7 protein-coding genes and 1 other annotated feature are annotated in these 13,780 nt (G+C 35.3%); of the genes, 5 read left to right on the top strand and 2 right to left on the bottom strand.

The window, feature by feature from the left end:
- The 4 genes from O970_RS08775 to nifJ form a co-directional block, all read left to right on the top strand.
- Positions 1 to 1,596: TRCF domain-containing protein (locus O970_RS08775; RefSeq protein WP_133459329.1), on the top strand; the 1,596-nt coding region annotated here is incomplete at its 5' end.
- A gap of 256 nt (positions 1,597 to 1,852) precedes the next feature.
- Entirely contained in the window at positions 1,853 to 3,391 is a 1,539-nt protein-coding gene (locus O970_RS08780) for a DUF945 family protein (protein WP_133459330.1), read from the top strand.
- A 562-nt stretch (positions 3,392 to 3,953) separates the two neighbouring features.
- The gene (locus tag O970_RS08785) at positions 3,954 to 6,236 is read left to right on the top strand and encodes a heavy metal translocating P-type ATPase (protein WP_133459331.1); all 2,283 of its coding nucleotides are present in this window, start codon (positions 3,954 to 3,956) and stop codon (positions 6,234 to 6,236) included.
- Between the two features lie 612 nt (positions 6,237 to 6,848).
- Positions 6,849 to 10,400, top strand: coding sequence for a pyruvate:ferredoxin (flavodoxin) oxidoreductase (gene nifJ / locus O970_RS08790; protein WP_133459332.1), 3,552 nt, complete (start codon positions 6,849 to 6,851; stop codon positions 10,398 to 10,400).
- Between the two features lie 74 nt (positions 10,401 to 10,474).
- Here nifJ and O970_RS08795 read toward each other — a convergent pair whose 3' ends face one another.
- Together O970_RS08795 and O970_RS08800 are read right to left on the bottom strand one after the other, a co-directional pair.
- Positions 10,475 to 11,860, bottom strand: a complete 1,386-nt coding sequence (locus tag O970_RS08795) for an MATE family efflux transporter (protein ID WP_133459333.1) — start codon at positions 11,858 to 11,860, stop codon at positions 10,475 to 10,477.
- 261 nt (positions 11,861 to 12,121) lie between these two features.
- Complete coding sequence (locus O970_RS08800; RefSeq protein WP_166667104.1) at positions 12,122 to 12,631, bottom strand: DUF4377 domain-containing protein; 510 nt, start codon at positions 12,629 to 12,631, stop codon at positions 12,122 to 12,124.
- A 518-nt stretch (positions 12,632 to 13,149) separates the two neighbouring features.
- Between O970_RS08800 and O970_RS08805 the strand changes: the two genes are divergently transcribed.
- On the top strand, positions 13,150 to 13,500 hold the full coding sequence (locus tag O970_RS08805) for a YegP family protein (protein WP_133459335.1): 351 nt from the start codon (positions 13,150 to 13,152) through the stop codon (positions 13,498 to 13,500).
- 188 nt (positions 13,501 to 13,688) lie between these two features.
- Positions 13,689 to 13,780, top strand: a sequence feature (His leader region). This feature is flagged as partial in the annotation.

A 13,780-nucleotide genomic window follows, 5' to 3' on the forward strand; every position in this document is an offset into this window, starting at 1 on the left:
TCTGTGGGGCTGGTCTGTGGTGATGTTGGTTTTGGAAAAACAGAGGTCGCCATTCGTGCGGCTTTCTTAGCTGTGATGAATCATAAACAAGTCGCGATTTTAGTCCCAACTACACTACTTGCACAACAGCATGATGAGAACTTACGCAATCGCTTTGCCAATTGGCCGATTCGAATAGAAACACTCTCACGTTTTAAAACAGCTAAACAGCAAAAAGAGATTTTACAAGCGATCGCTGAAGGGAAAGTTGATATTGTTATTGGTACTCATAAATTACTGCAAACGGATATCAAATGGCATGATTTAGGTCTACTTATCGTTGACGAAGAACATCGATTTGGTGTTCGTCAAAAAGAACGTATCAAAGCTATGCGAGCTAATGTCGATATTTTAACGCTTACAGCAACCCCCATACCACGTACTTTAAATATGGCAATGAGTGGTATCCGCGATTTATCAATTATAGCTACCCCTCCAGCACGCCGACTTGCGGTTAAAACCTTTGTGCGTGAATCTGATGATTTAGTGATTCGTGAAGCCATTTTGCGAGAAATCTTACGTGGAGGGCAAGTTTATTATCTATATAATGACGTAAAATCAATTGAAAAAACCGCCGAAGATCTAAGACATTTAGTACCAGAAGCTCGTATAGCTGTTGCTCATGGGCAGATGAATGAGCGTGAATTAGAAAAAATTATGAATGATTTTTATCATCGAAAATGTAATGTTCTGGTCTGTTCTACCATCATCGAAACGGGGATTGATAATCCTAATGCTAATACCATCATTATTGATCGAGCTGATAAATTTGGTCTGGCGCAATTACACCAATTACGTGGACGAGTTGGACGTTCTTATCATCAGGCTTATGCTTATCTACTCACCCCGCCAGCCAAAGCGATAACCACAGATGCGAAAAAACGTTTAGAGGCGATTTCCTTATTGGAGGACTTAGGTGCTGGCTTTGCTTTAGCGACTCACGATTTAGAAATACGTGGTGCTGGCGAGCTATTGGGTGAAGATCAAAGTGGTCAGATAGAAACGATTGGGTTTTCACTGTATATGGAGTTACTCGAAAATGCCGTAGAATCTCTAAAACAGGGGGAGCAACCAACATTAGAACATTTATTAAACCATAATCAGACCGATATTGAATTGCGTTTACCTGCGTTAATTCCCGATGAATTTATTCCTAATGTCAACACCCGATTATCTTTATATAAACGCATCGCTAGCGCAGTTAATGAACAAGAATTAAATGATATTAAAATAGAAATGATTGATCGTTTTGGGCTGCTCCCTGATCCAGTTAAATTTTTATTAACTATCGCAGCCTTACGCTTAACAGCGCAATCCTTAGGGATTAAACGCATTGAATTGAGTGATAAAGGCGGAATTATTGAGTTTAGCGATCATCATCTTATTTCTGTTGACTATCTGATTATGTTAATTCAGACCCATAGCCAAGATTATCGTTTAGATGGCAATAATCGCTTAAAATTATTACAGCAAGGCTTGTCTCGCCAAGAGCGAATTGAATATATAGCAACATTATTACAAAATTTTACTGCTCATAGCCAACTTATAAGTAAATAGACAACCGCTATGACTGGCGGTAATGAATACGAATATCATTTAATATAGTAACTTTTATACTTAATTTTTAGTATAAAATTAATCAAAAAGGATTAACTTATTATATAATAGAAGTTATTATTCTATCGTAATAAATATAACTTTATGAGTAGAAATGATATTTAATTAATTAGCGGTGTTTATATTGACATTAAGTTCATAATTTTGGTTTTATTTATCTTACTTTGTTATCAAATAAATTGGCTCATATTTAAGGATGAAATATAAAAATTCAATGAGAAGATTAAATTTAATAATTAGTATTATAGCGCTATTAACAGTAATCTATACGGGTTTATCTTGGTATACAGGTAAAGTGATTGCTAATAATATTGATAGCAAGATTATTGATATTGAACATAATATGAATCATCATCAGACATTGTTAAAATTTTATACTTCTTATTCTGATTATCATCAGGGTATATTTTCTACCACTTTTTACCTTAAAATAACGGCACAAAATAAACTTCTAAATGATACCGATCCTAAAGTCATATTTAATGAACAAATTACTGTTTATCATGGTCCTTTCCCTTGGTCGGAACTAAAAGAGCTTAATTTTAATCCTAAGGTTGCTAGTGCAGTTTATGCGATGACCGAAAAAAATAGCCCAAAACTTTGGCAAATCGCCAACCATCAACCTTTCCTCAAAGCCAAATTGACTATTGGTTATGATAAAAGCATGCAATTTTTGATCAATACGATACCTGTTGATCACATTGATCTCTCCGATAAAACACTCTATAAGATAAGTGCGGGTCATTTAATCATTAACTCTGATGCAACATTCCATGACTTTAATCTAACGAGTAATCTAGATAATTTAAAAATTAAAGATAAAAAATTAGATATCAATTTAAGTCATTTTCAATTGGGACTTTTACCTACTTCAGCGCAATCAACCAAGAATAATTATCAATTAACGTCTTCCATCAAACAATTATTGATATATCGATCTCAGTCCCAACAATATAAAAGAGGAATAGAGTTAGATGGTATTTCCTTTGATTCCCTTTTTGAAAAATTGACTCAAGTTGGATTTAAATTTAATAACATACTGAATATCAATAAAATTCAATTAAATAATTATTTAGATAATATTACAATTACAGATGTTAATATTACCAATCAAAATAAATCCAATGATCAATTAACCCTATTTGGTAATATCGATAGTACCATTGGCAATATTACATTAGGTAAGCAAGATCTCGGTTTTAGTGGTGTTGGAATCAGTTATGAAAATCTATCAATCACAGCGAATGATTCCATATCCGATGATAATGTGCCAACGTCAAAAGCCGCTCAACCTTATACTAAATTGGCTGTAAATAAATATTTCTGGCAGAATGCACATGGTAGCATCAATATGAATTCATCGATGTTATTAAAACAGATTGATTTAAGTAAAATTGTTTGCCTTTCTGACTTACAGCAAAATGATATTGTGAGTTTGGATTTTTCTTTAAATATCCCGTTTGCTCCTTTAATTTATCAATTTGCTCAAATTCAGCATCCAGAAAAGAATACCCTAAGTAAAAGCGATTTACAATATGCCTATCAAAGCATAATGTTACTTAGTTCATTATTGCAAAATGCTTCATTAATAGAATTAGTTTATGATGCAACGCCAATGAAGCAACCCGGCATTTACTCTACTTTGCATTATGATTCCATCAATAAAGAAGCAGCGGTCAATGGTAAAAAAGTGAAACCTTCACAGTTTTTTAGTAACTTAAAATTAATTCAATGAATTTTACCGTATTGATCTATTTGATATAATGACTCAGTTAAATGCTGAGTCTTTTTTTAATTGAGAAAAGCCCTTGATCTCATGAATAAGATAATTTTTATACTTTTATAGAGTTAAAATAGCCAGTGTTGCCAAATATGATTGGTCAAATCACCTATAACTGTATTTATATCTTTGATCGAATTATTCGCGGGTTTCAATGATAAGTTAATTAGATAAGAGGCAACAAAGAATATGTAACATTAGCACCATTAGAGTGGTGAGATATCAGGCTTATTATTCTTTAATTGAGTATGAGCTTGCATAATCTCAATTAAATAAAATACCTCTGTTTTAGCCAAACCGTTAACATTTAACGATAGCACTATTTAATAAAATTATCGCTGGTAGCTTGAGCGTTTTATTTTTAATATAAAACGATGTAAATGGTTAATTATCCTACCATATAGTCAATAAAATTGTTGATTATCTTATTTAAAGCATTACAAGATCCATAATAAATGACTTTGTATTTAATAAAAATGATGTAGAATGATTATTGTTAACCAATTAGGATAACGTTATGTTATATAATAACAAATCAAAGCAAGCACCTAGCTTTCGCGTCATTCATGTAGATAAAGATAAATGTTCTACGCCTCATTATTGTTATGCAACCCCACCTGATGATGCTCTTATTAAGGACAATGAAGAATCAATGGTAACGACCAATCAAACCCAGTTAATATGGGAAATTGATGGGATGGATTGTGCTAGTTGTGCTCAAAAAATTGAAAAACAGATTAAAACGATCTCAGAAATCACTTCAGTACGAATTATCTTTTCAACGAACAAGTTAATAATCACCACACCATCACCCGCAGCCGTCATCAGCAATTTAGTTGAAAAAAAAGTTACCGCATTAGGGTATAAATTACATTCCCTTAATAGCCCATCTGATTCAGATCAAGCACCCCATTTAACCCATTCACATACGACAAATACGACCAACAGTAAAACGGTAATAAAATTAGCTATTTTTGCTGGGTTGATTATTTTTAGTTTGGTCTTAAGTTGGTATTCTGCCCAATATGGTCATTATGCTTTTATTATAACCACTCTCTATGGTTTAATACCGATTTTATATGCTGCATGGCGACAAATTGTGGCTAAAACACCGTTTACCATTGAAGCATTAATGTCAATATCCGCCACTGGTGCTCTATTTATTGGCGAAACCGAAGAAGCGACGATGGTCATTTTTCTGTTTATGGTTGGTAACATGTTAGAAGGTTTTGCCGCCAATCAAGCGCGAAAAGGTATTTCCTCTTTAATCACGCTTATGCCTGAACAAGCAACGGTTATCGTCAATAATCAGCGTATGAGTGTGCCTAGCCGTACATTAAAAGTAGATGATATTATTGAAGCCTCCGCGGGATCACGTTTGCCTGCCGATAGTTTACTGTTAAGTGAAATCGCTTTAGTTGACCAAAGTGCCCTCACTGGAGAATCCGTTCCTGTCGAATACCAAAAAGGGGCTAAAATTATGGCGGGATGTTTAATTATTGATCATACTGTGCGCTTAACGGTGATCTCTAAGCCAGGGCAAAACACGATAGATCGACTATTACAATTAATAGAGAATGCCGAATCACAAAAAGCCCCTATTGTACGTTTTATCGATAAATTTAGCCAAATTTATACGCCATTAATTGTATTATTGGCTTTACTGGTTATGTTAATCCCGCCACTTTTTATGCACCAACCTTGGTATGATTGGATATATCGTAGTTTAACCTTGCTATTAATCGGGTGTCCGTGTGCATTAGTGATCTCAACGCCAGCAACCATTACTTCAGCCCTATCGGCTGCGGCAAGACAAGGGATTTTAATTAAAGGTGGTGCAACTCTCGAATTATTTGGCAAAATTAAAACCATTGCCTTTGATAAAACGGGAACCTTAACCGTTGGTAGACCTGCCGTAACCGATGTAATTAGTTATGATTTAACCGCTGAACAGCTACTACAAAAAGCCGCCGCTCTCGAGCTAGGTTCAATGCATCCGATAGCAAAAGCCATCATTGAACAGGCAATGAATCTACCTATTACTCTTCTTGAAGCACAATCAAGACAAGCCATTGCCGGTATTGGTATTAAAGGTGAGCTACTTAATGAGATGCTCTATTTATTAGCCCCAAGTAAAATACACTATATTAATCTTGCTATCCCTACGAATTGGCAAATTGAAATTGAGACCTTGGAAAGCCAAGGCAAAACTGTGGTTCTCGTAACCAATTCAGAAAAAATTTACGGTATTATTGCCTTACAAGATCAAATCAGACCTGAAGCCATCAGCACGATAAATACCTTAAAAACCATGGGAATAAAATCCGTTATGCTGACTGGTGATAACTATCTTTCCGCAAAAACTATTGCTATTCAACTGAATATTGATACGTTTTATGCTGAATTATTACCTATTGATAAATTACATCGTATTGAACAATTAAATGCTTATTCACCAACGGCTATGATAGGCGATGGCATTAATGATGCACCAGCGCTTAAAGCCGCAACAGTCGGTATTGCCATGGGAGAAGGCACTGATGTCGCTCTCGAAACGGCAACCGTCGCACTTGCTAATAATCGTTTAGTGGCGCTACCCTGCTTACTTAAATTAGCTAAAGCCGCTAATTCTAATCTCCGACAAAATATTACCTTGGCTTTATGTACTAAAGCATTATTTTTAATAACCAGTATATTGGGAATTACTGGATTATGGATCGCCGTACTTGCTGATTCTGGTACAACAGCATTAGTGACAGCAAATGCTTTACGCCTACTTCGTTTTAAAAATAAACAATAATGTTGCTGCTCAGGTCTGAGTCTGATCTTATCTTACATAGATAAGGTTAGATTCATCCTATTTTTTATGATTTTGATAGTCAGATTCATATCCTTTTTATTGCTGCTCTTTACCATCATTAATAACACATAACTAATAAGAATTAAGTGAATATCGATTAAGTCTCTCACTAAAAAATACCTTATTTGAACCAATAACAATACTTATCATCAACTTAGTTAATTCGTTAAATTGATTAATCGATTAGTCAATAAAACCATTAATCGCTATTATAAAAACAATAAGCTAACTAAAATACTCTTCGGCAAAATGAAGAATATTAATAAGAATAATCAACGTAGTAATATAGGTGACATTTTATTTTTATATTTATTAAGCCGTTTTAATCACTCTCTATCGCGCTGATACGATTAATATCATTAAATAAATAAAAAGCGTTTATTTAATATTGACCTAATTAAGATAATAATTAATAAAGATAAAACAATGCGTTATAATGTACTGTCCTCAGTGGATTTTTTGCTATGGTAAACTAAAAAGTCAATAAAAATTCTGTTACAATGGCATAAATATTCCTATTTCAAGCAATGTCACCACTTTATAAGGTTAATAATGATCATATCGGATGCTAATAGCGCAGTATCATCTGTTGCTTATCGAACTAATGAAATAATTGCTATTTATCCTATTACACCAAGTTCAACGATGGCAGAACAAGCAAGTAACTGGGCTGAATTTAATAAAAGCAATATTTTTGGCGATGTACCAAGAATTATCGAGATGCAATCTGAAGCGGGCGCAATTGCCACTGTCCATGGTGCTTTACAAACTGGCGCCTTAGCGACATCCTTTACCTCATCACAGGGTTTACTGCTGATGATACCTACCCTTTATAAATTAGCCGGGCAATTGATGCCATTTGTTTTGCATGTCGCCGCGCGTACCGTTGCGACGCATGCGCTCTCTATCTTTGGTGATCACTCTGACGTAATGGCGGTAAGGCAAACCGGTTGTGCTATGCTGTGCGCAAGTTCAGTTCAAGAAGCACAGGATTTTGCATTAATTGCTCAAATCGCCTCGCTAAATAGCCGATTACCCTTTATTCATTTTTTTGATGGTTTTAGAACCTCTCACGAAATTAATAAAATAACCTCATTAAGCGATGAGAATATAAAAAATTTACTTCCGCATGAGGGAATCGCAGCACTAAGAAAACGTGGATTAACGCCTGATAATCCTTCTATACGTGGTACTTCCGCCAATCCTGATACCTTCTTTCAATGTCGAGAGGCCGTTAACACTTATTATGAACAGGCTTATGAACATGTCGAAAAAGCAATGGCTGATTTTGGTCAAGAAACCGGACGACACTATAAACCTTATGAGTATTATGGTGCACCAGATGCTACTAAAATTTTAGTATTGATGGGATCCGCGGTAGGTACATGTAAAGAAGTGGTTGATCAACTGATTGCACAAGGTCAAAAGGTGGGATTGGTTATTATCCGCTTATTTAGACCATTCTCCGCCAAAGCACTATTAGCGACAATACCATTAACCGTAACCAGAATTGCAGTTTTAGATCGTACCAAAGAACCGGGAGCACAGGCGGAACCGCTATTTTTAGATATCATGAGTGCTTTAGCTGAAGCGGTAAGTTACGGTCAGCGTTCAACCTTACCATTAATTATCGGTGGACGTTATGGATTATCATCTAAAGAATTTGATCCGCGCTGTGTATTAGCCATCTTTAATGAATTGAATCGTGACCAACCAAAACCGCGTTTTACGGTTGGGATCTATGATGATGTTACCGGTTTATCACTACCACTACCAGAGGAAACCACACCACAGAAATCAGAACTTGAAGCTTTATTCTATGGTCTTGGTAGTGATGGTACGGTATCGGCGACTAAAAACAATCTAAAAATTATTGGTAATAGTTCGCCTTTCTATGTGCAAGGTTACTTTGTTTATGACTCGAAAAAAGCAGGGGGGTTAACCGTTTCCCATTTGCGTGTTAGTCTTGAACCCATTCAATCTTCTTATTTAATTAAAGAAGCTCATTTTATTGGTTGCCACCAAGATCAATTTATAGATAAATATCAAATCATTGAGCAGCTTAAACCAGAAGGTACTTTTTTATTAAATACACCGTATAGTAAAGAAGAGATTTGGCACCGGTTACCAAAAGAAGTACAGGCAGCATTAATTAAGAAAAAGGCTCAATTTTATATTATTAATGCAGCTAAAATTGCTCGTGAGTGTGAATTAGGCGCGCGTATTAATACCGTTATGCAAGCCGCTTTCTTCTATTTAGCCGAGATATTTAAAAAAGATTTTACTACTCAGCAATTACAAGATGTGATAGCCAAAAGTTATAGCAGTAAAGGACAAGATGTCGTTGAGCGCAACTGGAAAGCGCTTAGTATGGCGATCGATGAGTTACAACCTATTCCGTTACAATGTATGGATCCGACGAGTCATCATCGCCCACCTATTGTACCAAATGATGCGCCAGATTTTGTTAAAACAGTGACAGCAACGATGCTCGCTGGTTTAGGTGATACCTTACCCGTTTCAGCCTTTCCGCCTGATGGTACATGGCCTTTAGGCACGACTAAATGGGAAAAACGCAATATTGCGGATGCCATCCCAATTTGGCAATCCGATCTTTGTACTCAATGTAATCATTGTGTAGTAGCTTGTCCACATGCGGCAATTCGAGCAAAAGTCGTCGACCCAGCGATTCTTACCAATATACCTAATACTTTGCAATCTTTGGAGGTTAAAGCCAGAGATATGAAAGGACAACGTTATATATTACAAGTTGCCCCTGAAGATTGTACCGGTTGTAATCTTTGTGTTGAAGTTTGTCCAGCGCGGGATCGAAATAATTTTGATATTAAAGCCATCAATATGCAATCGCGTATTGAGCATTTGGCGACTGAAAAAATTCATTTTAATTATTTTAGTCAATTACCAAACCGAGATATCAATACCATTGAACGTATCGATATCCGTACCTCGCAATTGCTTACGCCATTATTTGAATATTCAGGCGCTTGCTCAGGCTGTGGTGAAACACCTTACATTAAGTTATTAACCCAATTATTTGGTGATCGCATGGCGATTGCTAATGCAACGGGATGTTCTTCTATCTACGGAGGCAACTTACCATCTACGCCTTATACGACCAATAATCAAGGTCGAGGCCCAGCTTGGGCAAATTCGCTATTTGAAGACAATGCTGAATTTGGATTAGGATTTCGTTTAACTTACTCATATCATCAAAAACGAGCCTTAAGATTATTAGATGAAGTAGCAGCTGATATTCCACCCGATATCATGGTTGGTATTAAATCTGAGCAAACGTCGATTAGTGAAAAACGTCAATTAATTGAACAGTTGCGCCGTCAATTAGCGAATATTGAACGTCCCGAAGCCAAGGAGCTTATCCGTGATGCCGACTATTTAATTGATAAATCGGTGTGGGCTATCGGCGGTGATGGTTGGGCTTATGATATTGGTTTTGGTGGATTAGATCATGTACTTAGTTTAACCGAAAATATCAATATTATGGTCTTGGATACTCAAGGTTACTCAAATACGGGTGGACAGCAATCAAAAGCAACCCCAATGGGCGCCGTCGCTAAATTTGCTGAATTAGGCAAACATAAAATGCGCAAAGATTTAGGGGTAAGTATGATGATGTATGGTCATGTTTATGTTGCTCAAATTGCACTAGGTGCACAATTGAATCAAACCATTAAAGCCATTCAAGAAGCTGAGGCGTATAACGGTCCATCTTTAATTATTGCTTATTCTCCTTGTGAAGAGCATGGCTATGATTTAGCTTATTCTCATGAACAGATGAAGAATCTGGTTAAATCAGGGTTCTGGACACTATATCGTTATGATCCACGGCGCATTGAGGAAGGAAAAGCTGCGTTAGTGCTGGATTCTCGACCACCAGTTATTGAAGGATTAAATGACACGATTCGTAAAGAGCAGCGATTCCGTCGCTTAGAAACCCTAGAGCCAGGTATTGCAGTAAAATTACACAAACAATCAGAACAAGCGCTATTAGCTAAATATAACTTCTTAGCGATGTTTTCAAAACATATTGAAGTAGAAATACCACCAGTAGATGAAAAATCTTGATAAGATTGGTATTTTTATATAAAAAAAGCGCTTTTATTAGCGCTTTTTTTGTAACTTAACATCAGCCAAAGGAATTAACGTCGATCTTTAAATTGACATTTAAAACGTTTTAATTGATGGAATAATAATAGTGCCGTGACGCCAGCGGATAAACAATCAGCAACAGGGCTTGCCAGCCAGATACCATTTAACCCAAACCAGTGTGGTAATAACCAAACAATAGGTAAGAAGAATAACACTTGTCTTGATAAACTTAATACAATCGCTTGCTTTGACATCCCAATACATTGGAAAAAACTCGTGGCAACCATTTGGAAACCGATCAAACAGTAAGCTAACGTAATATAACGTAACGCCGTCGCCGATAACGCAATCAGTTCATGATCAGGACTAAATAATGACACTAAAAAATGAGGAAGAAAGAAACTAATCACAAAGCCGATAGTAGTAATCAACGTTGCCACTTTAATGGCATAAAATAACGTTTCTACCACTCTATTAATATTTTTAGCACCAAAATTGTAACCTATAATCGGTTGCATTCCTTGGGTTAATCCCACAACAACCATCAAAATTAACATGGTTAAACGGTTAACATTAGAAAATGCTGCGATCGCATCGTCACTAGGTACATGTGATAACGTGGCATATTTTCGTAATTGATAATTAATAAAAATAACTACTATTGAGGCCGCTATTTGGATGAAAAATGGCGATATACCAATTGATATGATTGATTTAACGATATCCCATCTAAATTTAAGATTCGCTTTACGTAAGCGAATATCACTGTTTTTATTTAAAAAATGACAAATGACAAAGATAAAACTAATCATCATCGATAATACGGTAGCCATGGCAGCCCCTCGCATGCCTAAGCCAAGCCATAGAATAAAGATAGGGGCTAAAATAATGTTGGCAATCACGCTAATTAACATGGTGATCATTGCTTTAAGTGGATAACCGCTGGCCCGCATCATATTATTAAAATTAAAGCAGAGGGTTAAAAATATTCCACCTGGTAAATAAATTTGTAAAAAATCACGTGCATAAGGGTAAGTAACGTCGCTAGCCCCGACAAAAATAAGAATAGGTTTAAGAAATAAAAAAATAAACATCATCATTGAACCGCTCAGTAAAAGCGTTAATAAAAATGATGTACCTGCAATTTTTTCAGCAAAATGGTTGTTGTTTTCACCAAGCGCAATCGACATACGACTCGCGGAACCAACCCCAACGAGCATACCAATAGCGGCTAAAAAGTTCATAATCGGTAAGATAATACCTAAACCGCTTAATGCCTCTTTTCCAACCCAATGCCCGATAAAAATACCATCAATAATATTGTACAAGGTATTGACGACGGCACCGATAATGGCCGGTAACGCATAGCGCCAAAACAGTCTACTGATTTTTTCATTAGCAAATGAGCTATAAGATGTATTAGTTTGCTTATCCACAAAATTCCTTGTCCGTTAACCAACGTAAATGCTTATGTATACATAATATTTGATTATTGTATGGTAATATTATGCCAAATACGACTGTTTTTTTTCAAAAAAGATCCGGTTAATAAAAGCATAGAGTATGTTCAGTAATCGGTATACTTTATGGTTCTGATATTTTTCTGTTCCGCTTAATCGACATAATAAAAAGGCAGTATAAAATAGACTTTTATACTGCTAAAATTACAATGATAGGATATAAAATGATAATAAAAATTATTTTTTAACAGGCTCTTTTTTAACTACTTGAACTAATGTCCACTGAGGGATGGTGTCGTCCTTAGGATTAACCGTCTTATTTAACTTTTTTACCTTTAATTTATAATTATAACCAGGTTCAAAATTAAATCCTTCAATCGCAGAATAATAAAGTTGTCCATTATTTATATCTGCACCTTTAACAGATAAACAATGCATTGGTTTTCCGCCCTGACAATCAACGAGCTGAGGTCCAATTTCAATCTCTTTCGTCCCATCATGTATTTTGGAATCCCATTTATTTTTGATATCGTCTCTAGTCTGTTCAACTTTTTGACGCGCTTCATCAACCGCATTATCGACATGATGTTGAAGATCATCAAAACGTTGATGGCCATCATCAACAACATTTTTAATCGAATCATTCACCTTATCTGTTTCTACTTTAACCGAATCAGAACTACTATCTTTACAAGCTGATAATAAGGCTGCTAAAGCAAAGGTACTTACTATAAGTCGTTTATTCATTACTACAATTCCTTTTGTATGATTATCTACGCTGCTGATAATAACCAAACCTATCTTATTTAGCGTAGTCATTTTACATTTTTCTAGCCTATCTTTTCATATCACTAATAAATGATTGAAATATAAATTATTAAGAAAAAAATAAGCAAACTCCACTTTTTCCTCGCGATCTCGCGTTAATTTTAATCTGATCACAAAATAGTATTTTTATTTGCATAAAAGTTATAAAAAATAATTTAATTTAATAAAATACAAACAGTTAGACTAGATTCAGGCTAAAATATAACGTAAGAAAATAGACACGTTACCCCTTATCATCTTTTTATTAACCTTGCTTATCCTACTATCACAGCCTTTTACCGCAACTTTACCAAACATTAGTTTTATCTATTAATGCTGTTGTTATAATTACTATAATCTTTTTCCTATCACTAAAAAGGATTTTAGTGTTCATGCTTTAGCATGATGAAGTCAAAGAGAGTTGCAGTTGTTACTTTGCCAGTATAAGGAGGCAAAACATGAGTAGTAAATTTGAATTATTTAGAAGTCCTAAAGATAACCTATTTTATTTTCATCTTAAAAATAGCAAAGGTGAAATTATCTTACAAAGTGAAGGTTATACGACTAAGGCGAATTGTCAAAATGGGATTCGTTCAGTGAAAAAAAATGCCGCATTAGATAAAGCTTATCAAACAAATGCCAAGCATTTTAGTTTAAAGTCAGTTGATAACGGTAAAATTATTGCTAGTAGTGAAAAATATGCTTCGGAAGAGTTAGCCCAAAAAGGCATGGCGGCTGTGAAAAAAAATGCGCCTAACGCCGAATCCATCGATTTGACCGTTAGAAAACGCACAGTGAAAAATAAATAAGATCGAATCCGCTGAACAAAGGCGGATTTTTAAAACATAACCTATTGATTTAAAATATCAAAAAATAAACACCTCAAATCACAGCACAATTTTCAAACAAAATACTTGTATTTAATAATAACTTAAGGTAGTCTTTTAAGTAGTTTAATTAAGAGATATTTTATTATGATTTACTGTGTTCGCTTTCACCATCATTGCCATTACCCTGAATAGTCTTCGGGCAATTGGTGCTGGAAGACAAATGGTCTTCCGGTGAACACTAAATAGCAAGAGAACCCCC

Source organism: Candidatus Schmidhempelia bombi str. Bimp (genome assembly GCF_000471645.3).
In the GTDB taxonomy this organism is placed as follows: Bacteria; Pseudomonadota; Gammaproteobacteria; order Enterobacterales; family Orbaceae; genus Utexia; species Utexia bombi.